We start from the raw sequence: 24,018 nt of genomic DNA, 5'->3' as shown, positions 1-24,018 counted from the left end.
CGAATACTGTTGGATACGCTGATTAGCGATTGGCAGGAACGCCTTGGCAGTATCAGTTGGTTTATGCGCTGTTTAAACGAAGATATCGCCCGCAAAGCCAATCGAGAAGATGGCTGCAAGGGTGTATTCTGGGAAGGGCGCTTTAAGTCGCAGGCGCTGCTCGATGAACAGGCGCTGCTGGCCTGCATGATGTATGTGGATTTAAATCCCATTCGCGCAGGTATTGCAGATTCGCTGCAAACTTCTGATTACACATCCATTCAGGAGCGCATAGAAGAAGTTGCTGAGCCAGCAACTGCCAACGCTTCACTTAAGCCACTGCTGCAATTTGATGGTGCAGCCACTGCCACCGAACAAAGCGGCATCCCATTTCACTTTGCCGACTATCTGGAGCTGATTGATTGGACAGGCCGGGCGGTGCGGGAAGACAAGCGTGGCTTTATTGCCTCTACCAGGCCCAAACTACTGCTTGAGCTTGGTATCAGTGACGATGCCTGGATAACTTCCGCTAAGGAGTTTCGCCGTCAGTACAGTGGCATGAGTGGCCGATGGGATGCAATGTGTGCCATGAAGGCCAAATATGGCGGTAAATGGTGCCGGGGTAAGCAACAAAGCCAAGCAATACATCCCCATTAACTTTAAGCCGTTGGAAATTTTGCAGAAACAGGCTTAAGCCTGCCGTAGGCATGCCTAGCAACCGCAGTTTTTGTATGAAGCACGCAGATTACTCGTCTTAGAGAGTCTACTTCCAATAATTCATCGTCATTTATAAGAGATTGAGACTGCAAGGTATGCTTCCAGGTGGTCCGTAAAATGTTTAGGATGTCCTGTGGTTCTCTTCTCTGTGGTTCTCTGTGGTTCAAATTTCCTGTGGTTCAAATTCACTATGCCACTACAGAACGACTCCCATAGATGGAGCAACACCTCTGGAAGTTCAACTCACTGACCTATGGATATATTTTCGGATCCCGTTGGCAAGACGGCGTGTGGCTTCATTGGTTTCGGCTTCAGGTTGTAAATGGAGTGCAATTTCCGTCATGGGTAGCGTGGGCATTCCATGCTCAGATGTCAGGATCTGCAAGCCTGAAGGCACCATGGAAGGAGTGAGGATCGTCACAGCAAGCCCCGCTCTGACAGCAGCAGTTAACCCTGACAGACTGGCACTCGTATAGGCGATCCGCCACGGAATACCAGCACTCTTGAGCGCATCGATCCCTCGTTGACGAAAAATACAGAGCCCATCTTTCGAGACCGCCAGCGGCAGAGGTTGCCGTTTTTGGATCTCAAGTCGGTTTGCACCGACCCAGACGGTCTGCTCTTGGCAGAGCACTTCACCACCCGGACTTTTAGGTTGTCGAGTGGTGATGGCTAAATCGAGCATTTTCGCCTGCATCTGATCGAGCAACTCGACACTCAATCCACAATAAACCTGTAGCTCTACATCTGGAAAGCGACGCTCAAACTCCGACAAGACCGTTGGCATATAGACTAAATAATCATCGGGGATCCCCAGCCGCACGCTCCCATCGATCCTCGGCTCAACGATATCTTGCCATGCCAATGCATTTTGGCTGAGCAATCGCCTAGCGTGCAGTAAGACCTTCCGTCCCACTGGGGTCGGGAACGGGATCCGCTGACCTTTCTCTAGCAGAGGCGTTCCAACCTGACTTTCGAGCCGTTTCACATGAGCACTGATGGTGGACTGTGCCAGATGCAAGGCTTCAGCAGCAGCAGTAAAACCTTGGCTATCGATCACTTGCACAAAGGTTTTGAGCAGCACCAAATCAAAAGGACGACTTTTCAACGGTTCTATTATCACGTTTCATAATACCTCTATCGGAAATTATTGTTTTCATAATATCGGCTCATCTTTCACAATACCAGCCATATGAAACAAGCTGCCCTTCGCCCTGAACCACATGTTTTCGCCAGCACTCACAATCGTGACTAGGTTTTCACGTTCACGTTTGCTGCATCGTCCATATTTGCCCACCTTTTCAGCATCTCATCGATGCAAGCTCGGCGCACAAGAGCAGATCAGGCTGCGAAGCGACCATCCACCCACAATAAGGTGAATAAAGCCATCTGATTATGAGTAATCCAACTGAAGTCACGAAACCCCGTATGGCGGGGATCAACCCACCTGTTTTTTATCCATCCGCAGGACTCATTGTCCTGTTCGTCCTATTTACCATCGCGATGCCTGAAACCGCAGGCCGTTGGTTTGGTTCGCTCCAATCATGGATCATTGAGACATTTGGATGGTTTTATCTCCTCTCAATGGGGTTTTACCTGATTGTCACACTGATCCTCGCGTTTAGCCGATTTGGGAAAATCAAACTGGGACCAGACCACAGCAAACCCGAATACAGCTCTCGCTCGTGGTTTGCGATGCTGTTCTCTGCTGGGATGGGGATAGGATTAATATTCTATGGGGTGGCCGAGCCCGTCTTTCACTTTGCAAACCCACCAGAGGGTGAGCCGCAAACCGTTGAGGCTGCACGTCAGGCGATGACCCACACCTTCTTCCACTGGGGTGTCCATGCCTGGGGCGTTTACGCCATTGTGGCCCTGGCGTTGGGCTATTTTAGTTTTCGTCATGGTTTGCCACTACGGATCAGCTCAGCACTCTACCCGATCATCGGCAAACGAATTTACGGCCCGATTGGGTATGCCGTTGATATTTTAGCGGTCTTTGGAACCATGTTTGGGATCGCAACCTCCCTTGGACTGGGCGTGTTACAGATCAATTCCGGCTTAAACTATCTGTTTGAGATCCCCTTTGGCACGCTCACCCAATTGGTTCTCATCGCGATTGTAACCGTCATGGCAACCCTCTCGGTGGTGACCGGATTGGATAATGGGATCCGCCGTTTATCGGAGTGGAACCTAAATCTTGCTGCCGTGTTACTGATCTTCGTGGCCATCACGGGCCCCACACTCTTTATTTTCCAGTCACTGGCCCAGAATGTCGGGAGCTACATCTCCTCGCTGGTCGAAATGACTTTCAATAGCTATGCCTACATCAACAGTGACAAAACCAACTCTTTTTTAGGCGGATGGACGCTGTTCTATTGGGCCTGGTTCATTGCTTGGTCACCCTTTGTCGGCATGTTCGTGGCCAGAATTTCACGCGGACGGACCATCAAAGAGTTTGTCTTGGGTGTCTTATTTGTGCCTGTCGGGGTCACGATTATTTGGCTGACGGTCTTTGGGAATACGGCGCTGCACGGTATCATGACAGAGCGCATGCCGCAGTTGGTTGAGCAAGTGTTTGCGAACACCCCCACCTCGCTGTTTCGCTTCTTAGATACCTTACCCCTCGCTAGCATCTCGTCGGTGGTTGCTACCCTGTTGATTTTTACTTTCTTTGTGACGTCTTCCGATTCAGGCTCTCTGGTCATTGACACCTTAACTGCCAAAGATGGCGATGAGACACCCGCAAAACAGCGGATCTTTTGGGCTGTTTCTGAAGGTTTAGTGGCCGCGGCATTGATTTTAGCAGGGGGACAGAATGTCCTTTCTGCTTTACAAGCGGCCTCGTTAGCTTCTGCACTGCCCTTTGCACCCGTATTAATTCTGGTTGGCTTTGGACTGCTGAAGTCACTCAGACAAGAGATGGTCAAAATTGATAGTGCCCATTACCTCAGTCAAGCGACACCGAGTACTTTAGCGCGGATCCAAGAGATTGGCTGGCAGCAACATCTAGAGCAGCTCATCACGATCCCAGAGAAAACAGAAGTGCTACAGTTTTTACAACATGACATTATGGCGGTGATGCATGAAGTAGCCGACGTCTTCAAACAAAACGGGATCAACACACACATCACATCACATGAACACGCGTGTTCATTGATGGTTGACCACGGAGATGAACGTAACTTTGTCTATGGTGCTTGGGCACGAGAAGCGAGCATTCCGTCCTTTATTGGCGAACGTAGTCAATCTCGTCCCAAATCGCAGTTATACATTGAAGTCTATTTGAATGAAGGCGCTCAGCAATACAACATCTGTGGTTACAACCGCAATCAACTGATTGCTGATATTCTTGACCAATATGAGAAACATCTTCATTTCCTCAATCGGGTACGTTAGTTCCCTTTGCCCGAGATGACCACATCTCGGGCTTTGCCGCGGGAGGTAGTCTCTCCGAAAAATAACCGCAGCAATAAGTAGAATTTTCTCTGACCTCTCCCCACGGGCCAGCTAAAGCTGTTCAAATTTATTTCGGATAAATTTGTGGGAAAGGTCATAGGTATACACCTAATTCCCAGGCTCAGGCGGAACTGTGACCGTCGAAAACAGGGCCGAATTTTGTTCCAGACAAATTCGGCATTTCCTACCTCCTTGTAGGTCAGATGTTTTCGTCGAGGCTACTATCGAATTTGTTCCAGACAGATGTCGGCATACACTCCATCCATGGAGATAAGGGATGGGGTCACAACAACTTCCCAGTTTAACGGTCAGCTCACCATCCATGACTCGCGCTCGAAAGCATGTTACAGCGCAACTCTCGTCATGTCACAGGAGAGCCTGTGCCAAAAGGACCGTTCTCGGACGTCCTGTCCTTCACGGCATTTGAGCTTCCTGCCCATCCGCACCGCAGGTGATGGGTTATTGCTTAGCGGGAAGCTAAATCCAAGTTGGTTGGCTACTTTGGGCTTTAAAACAACGATGGCTACATCACCAACTCAATGTTTTTAAAAGAGAAAACTATCAGAGAACAAAATCATTAATTTGAAGCGCCTGAATCGGCAGAGGATGGGTTCTAAAAAAGCTTGAGACTTATGCAAGCAGGCACAAGAAGAAAATGCTGGTCTCCCCACAGGGACTCGAACCCCGATCGGTCGCTTAGGAGGCGACTGCTCTATCCTGTTGAGCTATAGGGAGACGACAGTGATTATACTGGTTTTCACCCGGATGAAAAGGCTTTGGATTTAATTGCTTAAATCTTAATCGCGATGTCATTCACCTGAATGTTAAGGGCGGCATTTTCACCACTGAGCACTGCGATGGCACTTTCCTCTGTGACTTGATCTATGGTGATTTTCGCCCGGGTTTCTCCGGCCACGGCGCGCATCTGGTTCATGCGGTCGGGCAGGTTTTGTTGCAGCACTATTTGGAACTGATCACCCACGCGGATGCCGTTGCGTCGCCCCAGGTTGAGTATCACTCTATCTTGTTGGCGCACGACTATCTGTGCCAGCAGCGGTCTGCAGGCCAGTGCCATATCGATATCTTTACTGGCATTGGCCAGCACCTTGTCTATGGCTTGTCCATAACTGGCGCGCCAGAATCTGTCGCTGTTGGGAGGGACGGATTCATTTTTGGCAAACTCCCAGGGGGCAGAAATACTGTAGTTCTGATACCAGATCTGCTCGCCGCTGATCCCATGATAGAGGCTGAGTTGCAACTGAAATAGCCGCTGCGGCTCGTTGTCCCATAGGCCCATAAAGCCGGATTCGACCGGTTCGGTGGAGATATCTATGATTTGCGGCAGCAACAGATATTGGCTGTCGGTAATTTCACTTATCCAGGTCGGCAGGCGGTAGCCGCGGATATTGATAAGCTCCTCTTTGATATCCAGCCGCTCGTTGGCGTGCAGGTGAGCAAAGCTGGTGGAGGATTGTTTATCCAGCGTTGCTGCTATCCGTTCGGACAGGCTTCGCTGGAAATTTTCCAACTGACCATAACGCAGTTGGCTTCTGTCTTTAATGGCGGCCTGGGGGACCAGGATAGCGGCCTTGATGGCTGAGCTTTGGCACTTGTTATCCGGGCCGTCGAGAATATCGAGCCGCATAACCACTTTGAGCTTGTCTCCCTGGCGCATTTCGCTGACCAGTTCGACACTGCTTATCTGCGCCTGGCTGGAGAGGCTGAAATCGTTTTGGGTCAAGCGCCCCTGGCTGACACTCTGGGTCGATTGAAAACTGCCACCACGGGAGAGCAGTGCCATGTTGATGGCGTTGTCCATTGCCGCTTCCCGTGCCTGGGTTAGATTGCCATTGATTATTTTGGCTTCACCTCGGGCCTCGGTCCACTCTGCCATGGCGTTGAGGCTGATGCCCAGCAACGGCAGCAAGAACAAGGGGCACAATCTCATAAGGCGGTTCCTCAAAATGGAAGTCAGGGTGACGGAATTTTGCCGCCACTTAAGCTGGTATCGTTTGGTATTCAAATTTTATGCCAGAGAGAGGCAGGGGGGACCGTGTTATTTGTGAATGCCAGGCTAAAGAACGGCAAGCATTTGCCGATAAAGCCAAAGAAGCTTTCGACAAACCTTGTTGTCCGAAAGAGCAAGGCTGGATAAATAAGTAATACAAGTGGTTTGGCCATTTCACGTCAGTTACTACGGCCAATGAGATGCTCAATTAGGCTTATTTCTCAAAGTTGTTAAACACGACTAAACCTGAGAACTCGCCGGTGGACGCTGAGGGCTAAGGAAGGTGCGAATAAGTTCTCGTGGCACTTTCTTGATGCAGTGAGTCGGTTGCTGTGTGGCTTACTGGCCTGCCTGGTGTGTTGTGCTTCTTGCAAAGGCCTGGGGGCATTTGCCGTTGCATCCAGACCTGTAAGCCGAAGCAGAGCACATATGGGGCTTGTTCGCACCTTCCCTAAGTTCTTGGTTGGTATTTTATTTGCATAGTTTTATTGCAAATAAAAAGAGCTTGGCATTATTGGCGCTGACGATGTTACCGACACTATTACTGTCTGCAACGTCATTGGGTCAATCCTGCAGGTATTGTATGACTGACGAAGTAGAATAAGCCTGCTGGTTCAAGGTTTACGTCAGGCTCCTGAATGAAGTTAACAGCCCACTCCGGCAACAGTGAGACGGATATTATGTATAAAGCCCTGTGTATATTGCCTTTACTTCTGCTGTCTGCCTGCAGTACGACATCACAGCAACCGCAAGCTGAGTTCAAGCCGCAACAAGCACCAGTCAATCTATTGGCGCAGCAGTTGGTGGATGAATTGGTAATCCATAATGATGCGCTCAAACCGACTCAGCCGCTATTGGTGATGACGCCTGCGATAGTGGAGGATATGCAAGGCAGTAATGCACTGGCCTCACAGCTACAGCAGAGCTTAATGACGGCTTTTCATCAGCGCGGCTTTAATCTGGTGGATTTGAACCTGGCCGAAGCGGTGCGGGTAACGCCACAGGGGGATTTTATTCTTACCCGCGACTGGCAACAATTGCCGACGGATATTGCGGTGGATCATGTACTGGTCACCAGCATGAGCCAGGCTAAAGGTGAGATCTTGTTCAACAGTCGGATTGTTAACGTCAATAACAATCGGGTGCTTTCGACGGCCGGGGCGCGGGTGCTTGAGGCGCAACTACCGGGTTATCTGGCGCCATCCCATAGGGTGGTGTCAAAAGAAGGCTTGCTTTATCGCTATGAAAATCGCGGAGAAGACAAGAGCCGGATAGTGGGAGACAAGTAATGAAGTATTGGAACAACACACTGACATTGGTCACGCTGGCGCTCGCGTTAGTTCTGGGTGGCTGCGCCGATAAGGACAGATATGTGCAGTGGGAGACAGAGGCGCCAAGCAGTTTCCCCAAGTTGACGGCAATAGGCTATGCTCCGCTGGCCAGCCAACCGGGCAAGGAACAGTCGCAAAAGGTGCTGATGGCGATGCAAGCATCCAAGATTGCCGCTTATCGGGAATTGGCCGAACAAGTCTATGGTCAACGTTTGTCGGCCGACAGCAAGGTCAGTGACTGGATGCTGAAAGGCGATAATATCCAGGCCTCGGTTTCCGGGGTGATCCGCGGCGCCAAGGTGGTGCGCAGTTATCCGGCCGGAGATCATTATGTGACCGAACTGGAGCTGGATTTCGCCCGAGTGTGGGATCTGTATCAGCAGCAAAATCGCCCCCAGCGAATCAAAGAGATCACTTATTTTTAGGGGAATGGGTATAAGTCCAAAGCAGCCTTGTTTGGCTGCTTTTTTTGTGGCTTTTTTGTGGCTTAAGAATCTTTGCTGAATTGAGAGCAGGGTATACGTTCTGTTCTGGAGGACAGGAGCTTGGGGCGCACCAATAAGCCGAACTTACTGAATTAGCTTAAGCAATGGGACAGGAGCAGGGCTTTAAATCAAGCCTTGAGATCGTTGCCCAGGGTGGCGATGGTTGAAGTCTTGCCTTTGCCGTCATAAGTCAGGCTGGAGGCATTGCGGCTTACTTGCAGCGCCTGTGCCAGACGATTGATACTGGCCATGCTCAGCTCTATCAGGCCGGCATTTTCCTGATTGCGCAGTTGGCAAGTAGCCAATAGTTCGCGGGCTTCACTGACCTGTTCGGCCAATGGCGATTGACTGAGTTTGGCTTGTTCAGGATGAGAGGAGAGCGCCTCATCTACTGTCTTGACCTCATTGAGCAGATCGCTCTTGTTTTGGGCCAGTTGCAGCAGATTATCGGCATTGCGATCGAGCAGGGCGTTTTTTTCCTGCTCAATCAAGTTCAGCAGACGCTCGAGTTGAGTCATCTGCTGTGCTATCAGGCTGGTTATATCCGGGGTATCAGGCATCAGGATCCTTTATTGAGTGCGCTCAGTTCTGATTCAAATTGAGATATGTTGGCTGCCAGTTTTTCCGGGTCAACCTTGTATCTGCCTTCGGAGATTGCCAATTTGATTTCGCTGATCTTCTTTTGATCTATTTCCGGCAGGGAGGCCATTTTACTCTGAACTCCTTGCAGCTGCTGCGCTTGCTGCGACACCACAACCGAGTCGGTTTTCTGCGGAGCAGCCCCTTGCTGAGCTGTTTGATTGCTCTGAGCCGTGTTCTTGGGGAGTGAACCTGTATTCACCCTGGGTTGATTTTGCAGTTGTTTAATATCCATAGCCATCGCGGCTCCAGCCTTTTCTCTGATTACCTTGCTGTCTTATCGGCATAGCCAAGGAGAACTTTAGCATTTTTTACATTCGAACTTCCACTTCGCCCACATTGGTGACGGTAGCCTCCAACACTTTGTCTGAGCGAGTGTTTTTTACCCTAATCTGTTCTCCAAGGTTACCATCATGCAGGGCTTCACCAACAGTTTTTATTTGAAACTTCTCGTTACCTGCATAAATAGAGACTCTGTCGCCTTTGCAAACAAAACAGAGATTGGCGGCAAATAACGGATAGTCTTTGGCTATGCGCCGCTTGAGGCGGGTACCCGTCACTGTGGCAATATCCTCGAACTGCTGGCCGCGCAGACTGGTTTCATCTATGTAACGCAGCGCCAGATTTTCCGGCCCCAGCACAGTGCCCGGAGCCAGAGTTTGAGTGGCCACCACCACAGGATAACTGATATCTACCCGTACCGAGACATAGATTTGCCACGGGTAGCTTAGCTCCGGGCTGTTACAACCTATGCGCACCGTATTGTTGCGGCTTATCTCTCTGTCGCTGGCAAGTTCGGCCGTCAAAGGTGAATTGCATCTAGGGGGCGTGAGCCTGGAATCCAGTCGTTGCGGGGTGATGGTAATTTGTGCATCTGTGCCCGCCAGCACTTTTTTGGCCACTGCCTCTTTAGCCAGGCTTTCCATGGCCGATATACTGGGAACGAAGCTGCTCTCTGCCGCCATTGTTGCGATGGGCATTAAAATTGTAGCCAAAAGGTATGCAATATTTACTTTCATAATGAACAGGCTAGCTTGTCTCGCCAGATTACACCTATACTTTCAATGATTCGCGGTTCCCAGTACTGGCTTCACCTTAGGTTTAGTCAGAAATTTGACTGGGCATCAGTGTCTTGGATAAAGCAAATAGTATGCCTGTCTGTGGGACAGCGGGTATTTCTCAATATAAAGACAACAAGGCAGCCTTATGTCGAGCATTCTTGAATCAGTCAATAAACGCACTCAACTGGTTGGACAAAATCGCCTCGAACTTCTGTTGTTCAAACTTAACGGCAGACAAAGATTCGGTATCAATGTATTCAAAGTCAAAGAGGTTTTGCAGTGCCCACCACTGACGATATTGCCCAAGTTGAACTCCTTTGTTAAGGGCGTGGCCCATATTCGTGGTACGACTGTGTCTGTTATCGACCTCAGTGCGGCGACCGGCGGTAAACCCATAGATGATGTCAAGGATTGCTTCATCATTATTTCCGAATACAACCGCAGCGTGCAGGGTTTTCTGGTTCGTTCAGTTGAGCGGATCATTAACATGAATTGGGAGTCTATCATGCCGCCGCCGGAAGGAGCGGGACGATACTCTTACCTGACCGCTGTGACGGAAATCGAAGGTGAACTGGTTGAAATCCTCGATGTGGAGAAAATTCTTGATGAAATTTCACCGGTCAAGACAGATATCAGCCAAGAAATGGATGAATCTCTCACAATCGACAGGGAGCAGCATTATCATATTATGGTGATTGACGACTCCTCTGTGGCGCGCAAGCAGATCATTCGTGCATTGTCTTCGTTGAATCTGCAGATAGATACCGCTAAAGATGGTCGGGAAGCATTGGAAAAACTGAAGAATATAGCGTCTGGTATGGACAATGTTGCCGATGAAATCCCGTTGATTATTTCGGATATCGAAATGCCGGAAATGGATGGTTACACTCTGACCGCCGAGATCCGTGATGATCCCAAGCTGAAAAATATCAAGGTAGTGCTGCATACCTCGTTGAGCGGGGTATTCAATCAAGCCATGGTACAGAAAGTGGGCGCCAATGATTTTATTGCCAAGTTCAACCCCGACGAACTGGCTTCTGCTGTTAACAAGCATCTGAGTCTATAGCCTTTGTCTGCTGTGACTTTTTATGGCTATAGTGAGTTGGTCTGCTTGTGTTGCAAAGGGGGCTGGGGTATAACGCAGCCCCAGTTTTTAAATGTTGCTGCCTCAATTCGCAGTGACGTTTTTACGGATAGTTAGGACACTAAGGTGCCAGATAAATCTCTCGCGGAAACTGAGTACAATCAATTCAGGCTGTTTCTTGAGCAGCACAGTGGCATTGTATTGGGTGAGAACAAACAGTATTTGGTTCGCAGCCGTTTGGCGCCTTTGATGGGGAAATATGGTTTGCCATCCCTGTCGGACGTTGTTAAGCAATCGATGCGACCCACAGAGCGCCAATTACGGGCTGAAGTCATTGATGCCATGACGACCAACGAAACTCTTTGGTTTCGGGACAAGTATCCTTTTGAATTACTTGGCAATACATTATTGCCCGGTTTTGCCAAGTTGGGTCGGCCGTTGAAGATTTGGTCGGCAGCCTGTTCATCCGGCCAGGAGCCCTATTCACTGGCGATGACAGTGCTCGAATATCAACAGCGTAAGCCGGGAGCTCTGCCGGGTGGGGCGATAATCCAGGCCACCGATCTATCGCCGTCCATGCTCGAGCGTTGTAAAAATGCCGAGTACGATAAGCTGGCATTGGCCCGGGGGCTGTCTGAAGAGCGTAAGCGTCAGTTTTTTGAAGCCCTGCCCAATGGCAATATGCGGGTAAAGGACAATGTTCGTCGTTTGGTCAGTTTTCGGGCTCACAACCTGCTTGAAAGTTACACCTTGCTTGGCAAGTTCGACATCATTTTTTGCCGTAACGTACTTATCTATTTTGCCCCGGAGGCAAAGGCAAAAATACTGCGGCAATTTGCTGCCGCTCTCAATCCCAAGGGGATATTGTTTTTAGGGGCCAGTGAGTCGATTGCCGGTTTGACCGATGAATTCGATATGATTCGCTGCAATCCCGGTATTTATTATCAAAAGAAAAATTAGTTATCTAATTCCTTGATTTTCAATGTTTTTCAATGGCCGCCTGTCAAGTTTGATGGGCTCTTTCTTTTTTATCTCTCAAGTCAATCGCAATCCATTTCTCATCTGTTGCTATAGCCATCATTCCTGGCACAAAGCTTGCTTTGTTTTTGTCGAGTCATTGGAGGAGGCGGTTTTATGGCGATCAGTTTTGATAAGGCCCTTGGCATACATCAATACACTCTGGGTATTCGCGCCCAGCGTGCCGAAGTGCTTGCCAGCAATATAGCCAATGCCGATACCCCGCACTACAAGGCTCGGGATGTGGACTTTTCTTCGGCGTTGCAGGCGGCCAAAGGGCGGCAACAGGGAATGAATATGGCGGCAACGTCTGAAAAGCATTTCGACCTCAAGGCGCTGACAGCCCAACATGTGCAATATCGGGTGCCGGATCAACCGGACACTGGGGATGGCAACACAGTCGATATGCAAAAAGAGCAGCAGGCCTTTATGCAAAATGCGCTTGAATATCAGATGTCGCTTGGGTTCCTCGACGGTAAGTTCGCCGGCATGAAAAAGGCATTGAAAGGAGATTAATCATGAGTTTGTACAATATTTTCAATGTTGCGGGTTCGGGAATGTCGGCGCAGTCGGTACGTTTGAATACTACCGCCAGTAACATAGCCAACGCAGATTCTGTTTCTTCCAGTATCGATAAGACCTACAAGGCACGGCATCCCATTTTTGAGGCCGAACTGGCCAAGGCTAATGGCCAACAGCAACAAGGGGCAGCGGTCAAAGTCAAAGGCATAGTGGAAAGCGATAAACCCTTGCTGAAAGAGTATTCGCCGGATCATCCCATGGCAGATGCCGACGGTTTTATCTACAAACCCAATGTCAATGTAGTGGAAGAGATGGCCGATATGATTTCCGCCTCCCGTTCCTATCAGATGAATGTTCAGGTAGCCGATGCAGCCAAGTCCATGCTGCAACAAACCCTGAGAATGGGCAAATAACGGAGGCATAGCCCATGAGCGTCAATTCAGTTAACCCTTTTCTCGACAGTATCCAGGTGCAATCGGGTACTGAAACCAAGAAAAGCAATAATCAACAACTGACCCAGGAAGACTTCTTCTCGCTCCTCAGTCAGCAGTTGTCTATGCAGGATCCTTTCAAGCCGGTGGATAACGATCAGATGATCGCCCAGATGGCGTCGTTTGCCACAGTGGATGGTATCTCTAACCTGAATGAAGAAATAGTTAACCTCAATTCGTTAATGACTTCGAGTCAGGCATTGCAGGCATCAGGCTTGGTGGGGCAGAAAGTGCTGATCCCGGCGGGCACCGGCTATGTTTCCGAGGAAGACCCAACGCTCAAAGGGGTGATCACATCACCGGAAAAGATCCCTTCAATTAAAGTAACGATTGAAGATGAAGCCGGTCAGGTGATCAAAACCTTCGAGGTCGACGGTAGTGCCGGCGGCAATATAGATGTGGAATGGGATGGCCTGGATAAGGACGGAAACCCTGTCGATACAGGCATCTATACCATGAAGGCCAGCGGGGTTGTTGATGGTAAGTCCCAGGATCTTATCGTTAGTTCCTATGCCCACGTGACCAGTGTATCACTCAACTCTGCCACCGGCGCCGTGTTGAACCTAAGAGGTATTGGCGGGATCAGGCTCGCCGATGTGCTGGCTGTTTCCGAGGTTTAATTCTGTTTCTGCCCCGGCGGTGCCGGACAGTATCTAAAAATCATGAGGTGAATTATGTCTTTTAACATTGCTCTGAGTGGGATTGCTGCGGCGCAGAAAGATCTCAATACCACGGCCAACAATATTGCCAACGTCAATACGATAGGCTTTAAAGAATCCCGGGCCGAGTTTGCCGATGTGTACGCCAGCTCGATTTTCTCCAACGGCAGAACCACAGTGGGCGGCGGTGTCACTACCACTCAGGTGGCGCAGCAGTTCCATCAGGGTAACCTGAACTCCACCAACAACGCGCTGGATATGGCGATCAACGGTGGTGGTTTCTTCGTGACATCATCCAGTGTCGGCAGTCAGGATTACTCTTTCACCCGCGCCGGAGCCTTCAAACGTGATGACAACGGCTTTCTGGTCGATGCAGCAGGTAATTATCTGCAGAGCTTCCCGGTCGATAAAGATGGTAACTCCACTTCTGTGAGTCTGACCACCACCAAGCCGGTACAGATCCCGGATACTGCCGGTAGCCCGCAGAAAACCAACAATGTTGGTATCAGCATGAACCTGGACTCCACTCAAGAAACTAAAGACCCGGCTTTGTTTGACCCATCCAAGTCAGACACTTTCAACAACTCAACCGCAGTGACCATTTATGACTCTTTGGGTAACTCTCATACCCTGACCACCTATTTTGTGCGTCCGGAAAATGGTGCTCATACCGGTGAGAGTAACTGGGTGGCCTACTACGCCATTGACGACAAGCCGGTCAATCTGGGTGGCGGCGCCGGAACCTACAACACGGACACTAACGGTGACGGTACTGCGGATGGTACAGGCACAGCACAAACTGCAGGTGGCTGGACTGGTGCTGTGCTCAAGTTCAACGATGTCGGCGGTTATATTGGTTCAGATCCTGCGGTGATCACCACAGAGCAGTTGGGAGTTGGCGGGGCCAACGTTCTTGGTCCGGCTGCTGACGGCACTCAAGCGATAACCATAGATTTCAATAATCCGACCCAGTTCTCGGAAAAGTTCAACGCCACGGAATTGACGCAGGATGGTGTGACAGTGGGCCGTTTGACCAATGTTGAAGTGGGTACTGATGGTTTGATCTCTGCCAAGTACAGCAATGGCTCAACAGTACCTCTGGCACGGGTGGCGTTGGCACGCTTCTCCAATGAGCAGGGACTGAGCCAGGTGGGTAACACCTCCTGGAAAGCCAGCCTGGATTCAGGCGCGGCGCTGGCTGGTGAGGCCAACAGCGGTGTGTTTGGCAGTATCCGTTCATCAACACTGGAGCAATCCAACGTTGACCTGACCACTGAGCTGGTGGATTTGATTTCGGCTCAACGTAACTTTCAGGCCAACTCCCGTACTCTGGAAGTGAACAATACACTACAGCAAACCGTATTGCAGATCCGCTAAGCCTTCCTGTGCAAGACATTGCCGCCCGGCAATGTCTTGCCGCACCTTCGCCTATTAATTCCCAAGTTACTGAAGTTCTTCTGCTGTCCTAGTGCTCAACTGCTCATTTTATTGGCACGATGTTTGCTTTTACCTGAATAGGTAAAAAGATTGACGGAGCAGCAGGTGGACAAACTTCTCTATGTCGCCATGACTGGCGCCAAACAAAACATGAATGCGCTGGCGGTTAGGGGTAACAACCTGGCCAATGCCAATACTGATGGTTTCAAGGCCGACATGGCTCAGGCTCGTGCGATGCAAGCCTTCGGCGAAGGCTTGCCGACCCGGGTGTTCGCCATGACAGAGTCGCCCTCGGCCAACTTTCAGTCCGGCCCTATCAAATCGACCGGGCGGGATCTGGATATTGCCATCAAAGATCAAGGCTGGATTGCGGTGCAGGCCGCCGATGGTAGTGAGGCCTATACCCGCTCCGGTAGTCTGAGTTTTGACACCACAGGTTTGCTGCGTAACGACAGGGGCAACCCTGTGATGGGTGATAACGGCCCAATAGTGCTGCCGTTGCCGATAGACAAAATTCAGGTTGCCACTGACGGCACTATCTCCATTCGTCCCCAGGGCGCAACCGCCGAGGTGATAGAAGAAGTGGGGCGCATCAAGCTGGTCAACCCGGGCAATCAGAACCTGATGCGCGGTGAAGATGGCTTGTTCCGCACTCTGGATGGTAATCCGGCCGCCGCCGATCCCTTTGTCAACGTGGAAAGCGGCGCAGTGGAAGGCAGCAATGTCAATGCCGTGGATGAGATGGTCAACCTGATTGAGTTGCAACGTCAGTTTGAGTTGCAGGTGAAAATGATGAAAACCGCAGAAGAGAACGACAAGTCGTCCGCTTCACTGATGCGCATTAGCTAGGAGTAATTGATATGCATCCCGCGTTATGGATAAGTAAGACTGGGTTAGATGCCCAGCAAACGGACATCTCGGTGATTTCAAATAACGTCGCTAATGCCAGCACCATAGGCTACAAGAAGGGCCGGGCGGTATTTGAAGACTTACTGTATCAGACGGTCAATCAGGCCGGTGGTATCAGTGCCTCCAACACCAAGTTGCCCAACGGCCTTAACCTGGGCGCAGGCACTAAAGTGGTGGCCACCCAGAAAATTTTTTCCCAGGGTAATTTGCAAACCACAGATAACGCGCTGGATATGATGATTGAGGGCCCGGGCTTCTTTGAAATTCAACTGCCTGATGGCACCACTGCCTACACTCGTAATGGCCAGTTCAGTTTGGATGACACCGGCCAGATAGTGACTTCCGGCGCCGGCTATGTGTTGCAGCCTGCCATTACCATTCCGGACGATGCCACCAGTATTACGGTTTCCGCCGAAGGTGAAGTGTCGGTTAAAACCCCTGGAGCCGCCGAAAACCAGGTGGTGGGCCAACTGACTATCTCTGACTTCATTAATCCATCCGGCCTGGATCCCATAGGGCAAAACCTCTATCTGGAGACGGGCGCCAGCGGCACCCCAATTCAGGGGACTGCCTCACTGGACGGTTTGGGCTCTATTCGTCAGGGGTCGCTGGAAACTTCCAACGTTAACGTGACCGAAGAACTGGTTAACCTGATTGAAAGTCAGCGGATCTATGAAATGAACTCCAAAGTCATTTCAGCCGTAGACCAGATGCTGGCCTACGTGAACCAGAATCTGTGATGAGGTGATGTGATGAAACCCTTGTTCCTTATCATTCCGGCTTTACTTCTGGGGGCTTGCAGCTCTACCCAGAATAAACCCATAGCCGATGATCCCTATTTTGCGCCTGTGTATCCTGAAGCGCCGCCGACCCGAATAGCACCGACCGGCTCTATCTATCAGGACAGCCAGGCATCTTCACTGTATTCGGATCTGCGGGCGCACAGGGTAGGGGACATCATCACTGTGGTATTGGTGGAGTCGACCCAGGCGAAAAAGAGCGTCGGCAACAAGATCAAAAAAGGCTCGGACATGTCAGTGAACCCGCTCTACATGGGCGGCAACAATGTCACTATTAAGGGCAACCCGTTGGATTTTCGCTACGGCGATAGCATGGATACCAATCGTGAAGCCGATGCCGATCAGAGCAACAGTCTCTCCGGGCAAATTTCGGCCAACGTGATGCAGGTGCTGGGCAATGGCAACCTGGTTATTCGCGGTGAAAAGTGGATCACCATCAATAATGGCGACGAATTTATTCGGGTGACCGGCATTATTCGGCCGCAGGATATTACCCCTGAAAACACCATAGATTCGCCCAAAGTCGCCAATGCCCGTATTCAGTACAGCGGTACCGGCACTTTTGCCGAGTCGCAAAAGGTGGGCTGGCTGAGCCAGTTCTTCCTCTCTGACTGGTGGCCTTTCTGAGGATAAGCTCATGAAAATAAAATTAATCATGGCACTTGCCTGTTTGCTGGTTTCTCTGCCGGGGCAGGCCGAGCGCATCAAGGATATCGCCGATATCCAAGGGGTCAGGGATAACCAGTTGATAGGCTATGGCCTAGTGGTGGGTTTGCCGGGAACCGGGGAGAAGACCCGTTACACGGAGCAGACTTTCAAGACCATGCTGAAGAATTTTGGCATCAATCTGCCGGATAACTTCAGGCCCAAGATCAAGAATATTGCCGTGGTGGCAGTGCATGCCGATATGCCGCCCTTTATCAAGCCGGGACAAACCCTGGATGTGACGGTATCGAGTCTTGGGGAAGCCAAGAGCTTGCGCGGCGGTACCCTTCTGCAGACTTTCCTCAAAGGGGTGGATGGCAATGTTTACGCCATCGCCCAGGGGAGTCTGGTGGTTAGCGGCTTCAGTGCCGAGGGGCTGGATGGTTCCAAGGTTATCCAGAACACCCCAACCGTGGGCCGCATTCCCAACGGCGGCATAGTCGAGCGTGAAGTGGCCAGCCCCTTCGGTAATGGCGATCACCTGACTTTTAACCTGCACCGAGCCGATTTCTCCACCGCAAAGCGTACCGCAGATGCCATTAACGGCTTACTCGGCCCGGGTATGGCGCGGGCGCTCGATGCTTCTTCCATTCAGGTCAGCGCCCCCAGAGATGTGTCGCAGCGGGTATCTTTCCTGGCCACCCTGGAAAATATTCAGGTTGAGCCAGCCGATGAATCGGCCAAAGTGATAGTCAACTCCCGCACCGGCACCATAGTGGTGGGTAAGGACGTCAAACTCTTGCCGGCGGCTGTGACCCATGGCGGCCTTACCGTCACCATTGCCGAAGCAACTCAGGTTTCTCAGCCCAATGCCCTGGCCGGCGGCCAGACTGCGGTGACCAGCAACAGCACCATAGATGTGGCTCAGGATAATAGACGTATGTTTATGTTCAACCCGGGCACTTCTCTCGATGAGTTGGTGCGGGCGGTGAATATGGTGGGCGCGGCGCCATCGGATGTGTTGGCAATCCTCGAAGCCTTAAAGATGGCAGGGGCTTTGCATGGTGAACTCATCATCATCTGATTAATGGCACATTGGTTTATCGACTATGAACAAAATGGCTGATGCTTCGCAATTTCTGGATCTCGGTGGGCTGGACAAGCTCAGAGCCCAGGCGCAGCAGGATCAAAAAGCAGCGCTTAAGGAAGTCGCGCAGCAGTTTGAAGGCATTTTTGTGCAGATGTTGATGAAAAGCATGCGAGATGCCAACGCGATATTTGAATCCGACAGCCCGATGAACAGTCAGTACACCAAGTTCTACGAGCAGATGCACGATCAGCAGATGTCGGTGGAGCTGTCCTCCAAAGGCATGCTGGGGCTGGCGGATCTCATGGTGCAGCAGTTGTCACCGGAAAATTCCGGCATTACCCCGGCCTCAGTGCTCCGCGGCGATGTCGATAACCGCAGTGTCGCGGCCTTGAGCGGCGGCCAGAAGAAGATATCCGGTGTTGAAGCGACTGCGGCCAAAGCATCCGCGCTGCCAAGCAGTGACAGTCTGCAGCAGGTATTGAGCGGCAAAGTATTGCCGTCATGGCGGCAGGCGCGGCCGGCAATCGGCAGTCAGGAAGAGTTTGTCAGACAGCTTTATCCTCATGCCAAGGTTGCCGCCGATGCCTTGGGGACTCAACCCGAAGTCTTGCTGGCGCAATCGGCGTTGGAGACAGGTTGGGGCCAGAAAATGGTCCGTGGTCATAAAGGTGAGTCCAGCAACAACCTGTTCAATATCAAGGCCGACAGACGTTGGCAGGGTGAGAAAGCGGCGGTGTCGACCCTGGAATATGAGCAGGGCACAGCTGTGCGGCAAAAGGCTGACTTCCGGGTGTACGACAGTTTTGAGCAGAGCTTTGATGATTTTGTCAGCTTTATTTCCGATAACGATCGTTACAGCCAGGCGCGCAAGATGGCCGCTAATCCCGACGAGTTTATCAAGGCACTGGCCGAGGCGGGATACGCCACGGATCCTCAATATGCCAACAAGGTGATGAAAGTGCTGGATACCATCAAGGCCGATTTTGGTCAGTTGTTGCAGGAGTTCGGCTCAAAGCCGGGCCAGTAAAGGTGCAGGAGCGATAACCCATGTCTATGGATCTGTTCAATATAGCCCGCAGTGGGATCCTGGCTGCCCAATCACAATTAGGGGTGACCAGTAACAATATTGCCAACGTCAATACCGAAGGCTATCACCGCCAGGTGGCTATTCAGGGCAGCTCCACCTCAATGCGTCTTGGCAATAACTTCTATGGCACAGGTACTTATGTGCAGGATGTAAAGCGTATCTACAATGATTATGCTGCCAGAGAGCTGCGTATCGGTCAGACAGGGCTCAGTGCTGCCGAGGCCAGCTACACCAAACTCAGCGGGCTGGATCAGCTGTTTTCCCAAATAGGCAAGGCGGTGCCAGCCTCATTGAATGACTTTTTCTCCGGTCTCAATAGTTTGGCTGACCTGCCAGCGGATCTGGGGATCCGCGGCTCTGTGCTCAATTCGGCCTCGCAACTGGCGCAGAATCTCAATCAAATGCAGAGTCATCTGACAGGTCAGGTGCAGCAAACCAATGATCAGATTGAAAGCATTACCACCAGGATCAATGAGATCAGTAAAGAGATGGCGCAGATCAATCTTGAACTGATGAAGTCACCCGGTAACGATGCGCAGTTGTTGGATAAGCAAGATGCGCTGATTAAAGAGTTAAGCCAGTACGCCGAAGTCAATGTGATCCCGCTGGAAAACGGTGCTCGCTCCATCATGCTGGGTAGCTCTTTTATGTTGGTATCCGGTGAAGTGGCCATGACCATGGGCATGACCGCAGGTGACCCCTTCCCCAATGAGCCAGAGCTGACCTATAGCCTCGGGGGCAACGAATTGAAGGCCGACCCCGCCAAGCTTGGGGGGCAACTGGGCGCCTTATTTGATTTTCGTGACAACACCCTGATGCCCGCCAGCCATGAGCTGGGGCAGTTGGCGCTGGGAATTGCCGATGCTTTTAACGAGATGCAGTCCCAGGGTTTTGATCTCAATGGCGAGCTCGGACAACCCATTTTTACCGATATCAATGACCCTGTTATTGCCGCCGGCCGTGTCGGCGCCTATTCCGGCAACTCTGGCACAGCTTCTTTGAGCGTTAATATCGATGATGTCGGCGCCCTGTCCGGCAGCAGTTATGAGCTGAACTATACCAATGCCGGAACTTATGAACTTAAGGACATGAAGACGGGGGCGGTGACCAATTTGACGCTCAACGGCGATACCCTGGAAGGCGCCAACGGCTTCAGTATCAAAATTGATACCGGTGCCATGGCTGCCGGTGACAGGTTTGAAATACGGCCAACGGCCAATGCGGCGGCCAACATAGGTGTGGTGATGTCAGATCCCAAGGGTATTGCCGCAGCGGCGCCGAAAATTACCGCCAACGCAGGTAATTCAGGCAGCACTTCAGTGAAGTTGGTCAGCATAGACGACAGAAGCGCGGCCAATTTCCCCGTGACTGACAGTGAGCTGACATTCACCCTGGATACCAGTGTCAATCCGCCTTCCTATGAAGTATTTGATGTCAACGGCGCTTCTTTGGCAACCGGGACGGCTGCGGGTACTCCGCCGCAGATCAGCGCCTTTGGTTTTACTTTTGAAGTCGATGGCAGTAGTGGCGGTAGTGAGAGTTTCACCTTTGATCTCAGCTTTGCGCCGGGTGACAACACCAATGCCTTGGCCATGGCCAAACTCAGTGACAGCAAGATAATGAATAACGGTAAGTCGACCCTGGGTGATGTGTTTGAAAAGACCAAGCTGGATATTGGCAGCCAAACCAAATCTGCCCAGGTCAGGGCCGGTTCGGCAGAGGCCATTTACAACCAGGCCTATGCCAGGGTGCAGTCGGAGTCGGGAGTTAACCTGGATGAAGAAGCGGCCAATTTGATGCAGTTCCAACAGGCCTATCAGGCATCGGCACGGATCATGACTACGGCCAATGCCCTGTTCGACACCCTGTTCAGTTCGGTTCGATAGGAGCTTGAGAGATGCGTATTTCAACTTCACAGATGTACCAGCAGAACTTAAACAGCATTCTGCAGAAGCAAACCGATACCAACAGGATCCTCGAACAGCTCTCCAGCGGTAAAAAGGTCAACACTGCCGGTGATGACCCGGTGGCAGCTATCGGCATAGACAACCTCTATCAGCAAAACGCGCTGGTGCAGCAGTATCTCAAGAATGTGGATTACAGCAAAAACCGCTTATCTTTGGCGGAAAGCAAGCTCGGCAGCGCCGAAACTTTGGTCACCGGCATTCGTGAACAGATGTTGCGTGCAGTAAATGGCACCCTTGGTCCCTCGGAGCGGCAAACTATTGCCGATGAAATGCGCAGCAGTTTGGATGAACTTCTAAGTATTGCCAATACCCAGGATGAGTCAGGCAATTACCTGTTTGCCGGATACAACACAGATACTCAGCCCTTTGCCTTCGATGCCAGCGGCAACATGGTTTACAGCGGTGACAGCGGCGTTCGTGATGCCTTGGTGGCACAAGGGGTTGCTATGGGCACCAATATTCCCGGGGACTCGGCTTTTATGAATGCTGCCAACGCCTTGGGTGACTACGGCGTCAATTATTTGGCCCCGCAAACCGGGGAGTTCAGGGTACTCAGTGCCAAAATAAGCCCTCCTGGGAGCCATGTGGCTGATACCTACACCTTTAACTTTACCGATAACGGCGCTGGTGGGGTTGATTTGCAAGTGTTGGATTCAAGCGGTACGGCTGTCAGCAATGTGGCTAACTTCGATGCCAGTAATCCAGTGAGCTTCAACGGTATAGAGGTGAAGCTGGATGGCACGCCGGCTGGCGGGGATTCCTTCACCATGGAACCTAAGGCCGAGGTGCCGATTTTCGACACCATTCAACAGGCGATAACCCTGCTGGAGGATCCCGATCTGATCAATACCCCCAACGGACAAGCTGAGTTGGCACAGTTATTGGATAATCTTGATAGTGGTATGACTCAACTCGGTGTAGCCAGAGGCGTTGCGGGCAATAGTCTCAAGAGCCTCGAAAGCTACAGCAGCAATCATGCAGAAGAAGAGTTGGTGAATAAGTCGGCATTGTCACTGCTGGAAGATCTCGATTACGCCGCGGCGATAACCGAATTTCAAAAACAGCAGTTGGCCTTGAATGCCGTTTCAAATGTATTCAGCAGAGTGGGTTCTGTTTCCCTGTTTGACTTTATTTAACAGTAAACAAAGGCCTACCCGTCTGTCAGATAAATTGTTAACAATTTTAGCCAAGCTCCGAGTCTTGGCGCTAAAACTAGGAAGAGGAACTCAACATGGCTATTACCGTTAATACCAACGTAACTTCATTGAAGGCGCAGAAAAATCTTAACGGCGCCAACAACCATCTGCAGACCTCCATGGAGCGTCTGTCCAGTGGCCTGCGTATCAACAGCGCCAAAGACGATGCTGCCGGTCTGCAGATCTCCAACCGTCTGACCAGTCAGATTAACGGCCTGGATGTGGCCCAACGCAACGCCAATGACGGTATTTCTATCGCCCAAACGGCCGAAGGTGCCATGCAGGAGTCCACCAATATTTTGCAGCGTATGCGTGATTTGTCACTGCAATCGGCCAACGGCTCCAACTCGGCCGAGGACCGCGCTGCCATGCAAAAAGAGTTGTCGGCCCTACAATCTGAATTAACCCGAATTGCAGATACCACTTCTTTTGGAAATCAGAAACTGTTGGATGGTAGTTATGGTAGTCAAGCATTTCAGGTAGGTGCGAATGCCAATGAGACTATTTCAGTGAGCTTACGTAATGTGTCAGCAGATGCTATCGGTTCAAGTAAGATAGCGCCTGCAGTAGGTACAACGGCAGGTGTTGTTGATGATGGGACAGCCGTGTATGCAGATACAAAAATCACTCTAACCAATAATAATTCAGGTAATACAACCGATATTGATATTGTAGCAGCGGATGATGCTTCGACGATTGCGAAGAAGTTTAATGATGTAAGCGCAACTACAGGAGTAAAAGCGCAAGCGTATAACACAATTGAGTTAAGTGATTTAGATTATACCACTGGAGGCGCAGGTCTAAATGCGACAATTGGTGGTGCTGTTGTTACTGGTGCGGCTGATGATGCCGATTTAGTTGACCAAATAAATACCAACGGAGCAGACAAGGGCATATCTGCGGCGATTGTTGACGGTAAAGTTCAAGTTACTCAAGCAGAAGGTAAAGATATTGCCATTGTGTCAGGCAATAATGGCTTTGATGTTGCGGCGGTCATTGATGGTAAAGCGGGTACTGCGCACACAGTGGCTGATGCTGGTTCCGCAAATGCTAATGGTGTGTTGTCTTTTGCAGCGAATACGTCTTTTGAATTATCGGGTGCTGCGGCAATTACTTCAGCCGCGACAGTGCAATCTTCACTTTCAACGATTGAAGATATTGATATTGCGACAGCTTCTGGTGCGCAATCAGCGTTAGATGTAATTGATGGTGCAATAGCAATGATTGATAACCAACGTGCTGACCTGGGTGCGGTGCAAAACCGGATGAGCTTTACTATCAACAACTTGAATAGCATTAGCACCAACGTATCTGATGCCCGTAGCCGGATTCAGGATGTGGACTTTGCCAAGGAAACGGCCACTATGACCAAGCAGCAGATTTTGTCTCAGACTTCTTCTGCCATGCTGGCCCAGGCGAACCAGTTGCCTCAGGT

At 50.8% G+C, this 24,018-nt stretch carries 22 protein-coding genes, 1 tRNA gene and 1 pseudogene; 18 read left to right on the top strand and 6 right to left on the bottom strand.

Annotation, left to right across the window (positions count from 1 at the left end):
* Positions 1–636, top strand: a pseudogene (locus ACMHXH_RS03580) (alpha-amylase family glycosyl hydrolase); the annotation flags it as partial.
* 298 nt (positions 637–934) lie between these two features.
* Here ACMHXH_RS03580 and ACMHXH_RS03575 read toward each other — a convergent pair.
* Entirely contained in the window at positions 935–1,819 is an 885-nt protein-coding gene (locus tag ACMHXH_RS03575) for a LysR substrate-binding domain-containing protein (RefSeq protein ID WP_335912905.1), read from the bottom strand.
* A gap of 272 nt (positions 1,820–2,091) precedes the next feature.
* Between ACMHXH_RS03575 and ACMHXH_RS03570 the strand changes: the two genes are divergently transcribed.
* Positions 2,092–4,095, top strand: a complete 2,004-nt coding sequence (locus tag ACMHXH_RS03570) for a choline BCCT transporter BetT (protein WP_335912903.1) — start codon at positions 2,092–2,094, stop codon at positions 4,093–4,095.
* 719 nt (positions 4,096–4,814) lie between these two features.
* Here ACMHXH_RS03570 and ACMHXH_RS03565 read toward each other — a convergent pair.
* Positions 4,815–4,890, bottom strand: a tRNA-Arg gene (locus ACMHXH_RS03565).
* Between the two features lie 55 nt (positions 4,891–4,945).
* Entirely contained in the window at positions 4,946–6,103 is a 1,158-nt protein-coding gene (locus ACMHXH_RS03560) for a flagellar assembly protein FlgT (RefSeq protein ID WP_335912901.1), read from the bottom strand.
* Positions 6,104–6,801: 698 nt separating this feature from the next.
* Between ACMHXH_RS03560 and ACMHXH_RS03555 the strand changes: the two genes are divergently transcribed.
* Both ACMHXH_RS03555 and ACMHXH_RS03550 read left to right on the top strand, forming a co-directional pair.
* Complete coding sequence (locus ACMHXH_RS03555; protein ID WP_413737621.1) at positions 6,802–7,452, top strand: FlgO family outer membrane protein; 651 nt, start codon at positions 6,802–6,804, stop codon at positions 7,450–7,452.
* A complete protein-coding gene (locus ACMHXH_RS03550) occupies positions 7,452–7,919 on the top strand; it encodes an LPP20 family lipoprotein (RefSeq protein WP_101056047.1) in 468 nt (155 codons plus the stop codon). The genes ACMHXH_RS03555 and ACMHXH_RS03550 overlap by 1 nt, the downstream gene beginning before the upstream one ends.
* 188 nt (positions 7,920–8,107) lie before the next feature.
* On the opposite strand, the gene ACMHXH_RS03545 is transcribed toward ACMHXH_RS03550, so the two are convergent.
* From ACMHXH_RS03545 to flgA, 3 genes are all read right to left on the bottom strand, one after another.
* Positions 8,108–8,539 carry a flagella synthesis protein FlgN gene (locus ACMHXH_RS03545; RefSeq protein WP_101056048.1) on the bottom strand — a complete coding sequence of 144 codons (432 nt, stop codon included), beginning with the start codon at positions 8,537–8,539 and terminating at the stop codon, positions 8,108–8,110.
* Entirely contained in the window at positions 8,539–8,859 is a 321-nt protein-coding gene (gene flgM / locus ACMHXH_RS03540; RefSeq protein ID WP_413737618.1) for a flagellar biosynthesis anti-sigma factor FlgM, read from the bottom strand. Before flgM ends, ACMHXH_RS03545 begins: the two co-directional genes overlap by 1 nt.
* Positions 8,860–8,929: 70 nt before the next feature.
* The gene (gene flgA, locus ACMHXH_RS03535; RefSeq protein ID WP_039034365.1) at positions 8,930–9,637 is read right to left on the bottom strand and encodes a flagellar basal body P-ring formation chaperone FlgA; all 708 of its coding nucleotides are present in this window, start codon (positions 9,635–9,637) and stop codon (positions 8,930–8,932) included.
* A 187-nt stretch (positions 9,638–9,824) separates the two neighbouring features.
* Between flgA and ACMHXH_RS03530 the strand changes: the two genes are divergently transcribed.
* From ACMHXH_RS03530 to ACMHXH_RS03465, 14 genes are all read left to right on the top strand, one after another.
* A complete protein-coding gene (locus tag ACMHXH_RS03530; protein WP_101096071.1) occupies positions 9,825–10,745 on the top strand; it encodes a chemotaxis protein CheV in 921 nt (306 codons plus the stop codon).
* Between the two features lie 144 nt (positions 10,746–10,889).
* Complete coding sequence (locus tag ACMHXH_RS03525; protein WP_101096072.1) at positions 10,890–11,723, top strand: CheR family methyltransferase; 834 nt, start codon at positions 10,890–10,892, stop codon at positions 11,721–11,723.
* Positions 11,724–11,897: 174 nt separating this feature from the next.
* Positions 11,898–12,296: a flagellar basal body rod protein FlgB gene (gene flgB / locus ACMHXH_RS03520; RefSeq protein WP_039034362.1), complete on the top strand. Its 399-nt coding sequence runs from the start codon at positions 11,898–11,900 to the stop codon at positions 12,294–12,296.
* 2 nt (positions 12,297–12,298) lie between these two features.
* Complete coding sequence (flgC, locus tag ACMHXH_RS03515) at positions 12,299–12,715, top strand: flagellar basal body rod protein FlgC (protein ID WP_025011047.1); 417 nt, start codon at positions 12,299–12,301, stop codon at positions 12,713–12,715.
* 14 nt (positions 12,716–12,729) lie between these two features.
* Positions 12,730–13,413, top strand: coding sequence for a flagellar hook assembly protein FlgD (gene flgD / locus ACMHXH_RS03510; RefSeq protein WP_101056052.1), 684 nt, complete (start codon positions 12,730–12,732; stop codon positions 13,411–13,413).
* Between the two features lie 54 nt (positions 13,414–13,467).
* Positions 13,468–14,829, top strand: coding sequence for a flagellar hook protein FlgE (flgE, locus tag ACMHXH_RS03505; protein ID WP_101056053.1), 1,362 nt, complete (start codon positions 13,468–13,470; stop codon positions 14,827–14,829).
* Positions 14,830–14,994: 165 nt separating this feature from the next.
* Positions 14,995–15,738, top strand: coding sequence for a flagellar basal-body rod protein FlgF (flgF, locus tag ACMHXH_RS03500; protein WP_101096073.1), 744 nt, complete (start codon positions 14,995–14,997; stop codon positions 15,736–15,738).
* Positions 15,739–15,749: 11 nt separating this feature from the next.
* Complete coding sequence (gene flgG, locus ACMHXH_RS03495; protein WP_101056055.1) at positions 15,750–16,538, top strand: flagellar basal-body rod protein FlgG; 789 nt, start codon at positions 15,750–15,752, stop codon at positions 16,536–16,538.
* A gap of 12 nt (positions 16,539–16,550) precedes the next feature.
* Positions 16,551–17,225, top strand: a complete 675-nt coding sequence (gene flgH, locus ACMHXH_RS03490; protein WP_101056056.1) for a flagellar basal body L-ring protein FlgH — start codon at positions 16,551–16,553, stop codon at positions 17,223–17,225.
* A gap of 10 nt (positions 17,226–17,235) precedes the next feature.
* Positions 17,236–18,327: a flagellar basal body P-ring protein FlgI gene (locus ACMHXH_RS03485; protein WP_025011052.1), complete on the top strand. Its 1,092-nt coding sequence runs from the start codon at positions 17,236–17,238 to the stop codon at positions 18,325–18,327.
* A 25-nt stretch (positions 18,328–18,352) separates the two neighbouring features.
* Positions 18,353–19,360, top strand: coding sequence for a flagellar assembly peptidoglycan hydrolase FlgJ (flgJ, locus tag ACMHXH_RS03480; RefSeq protein WP_413737615.1), 1,008 nt, complete (start codon positions 18,353–18,355; stop codon positions 19,358–19,360).
* 20 nt (positions 19,361–19,380) lie between these two features.
* Positions 19,381–21,306: a flagellar hook-associated protein FlgK gene (flgK, locus tag ACMHXH_RS03475; RefSeq protein WP_413737613.1), complete on the top strand. Its 1,926-nt coding sequence runs from the start codon at positions 19,381–19,383 to the stop codon at positions 21,304–21,306.
* An 11-nt stretch (positions 21,307–21,317) separates the two neighbouring features.
* Positions 21,318–22,523 (top strand): flagellar hook-associated protein FlgL, encoded by a 1,206-nt coding sequence (gene flgL / locus ACMHXH_RS03470; protein WP_101056059.1) that lies wholly within the window; start codon positions 21,318–21,320, stop codon positions 22,521–22,523.
* A 95-nt stretch (positions 22,524–22,618) separates the two neighbouring features.
* The coding region (locus tag ACMHXH_RS03465) for a flagellin (RefSeq protein WP_413737611.1) at positions 22,619–24,018 on the top strand (1,400 nt) is incomplete at its 3' end.

Source organism: Shewanella sp. BJSY2023SW001 (genome assembly GCF_047314685.1).
GTDB lineage: Bacteria > Pseudomonadota > Gammaproteobacteria > Enterobacterales > Shewanellaceae > Shewanella > Shewanella indica.
This window is presented reverse-complemented; position numbering and strand designations above follow the sequence as displayed.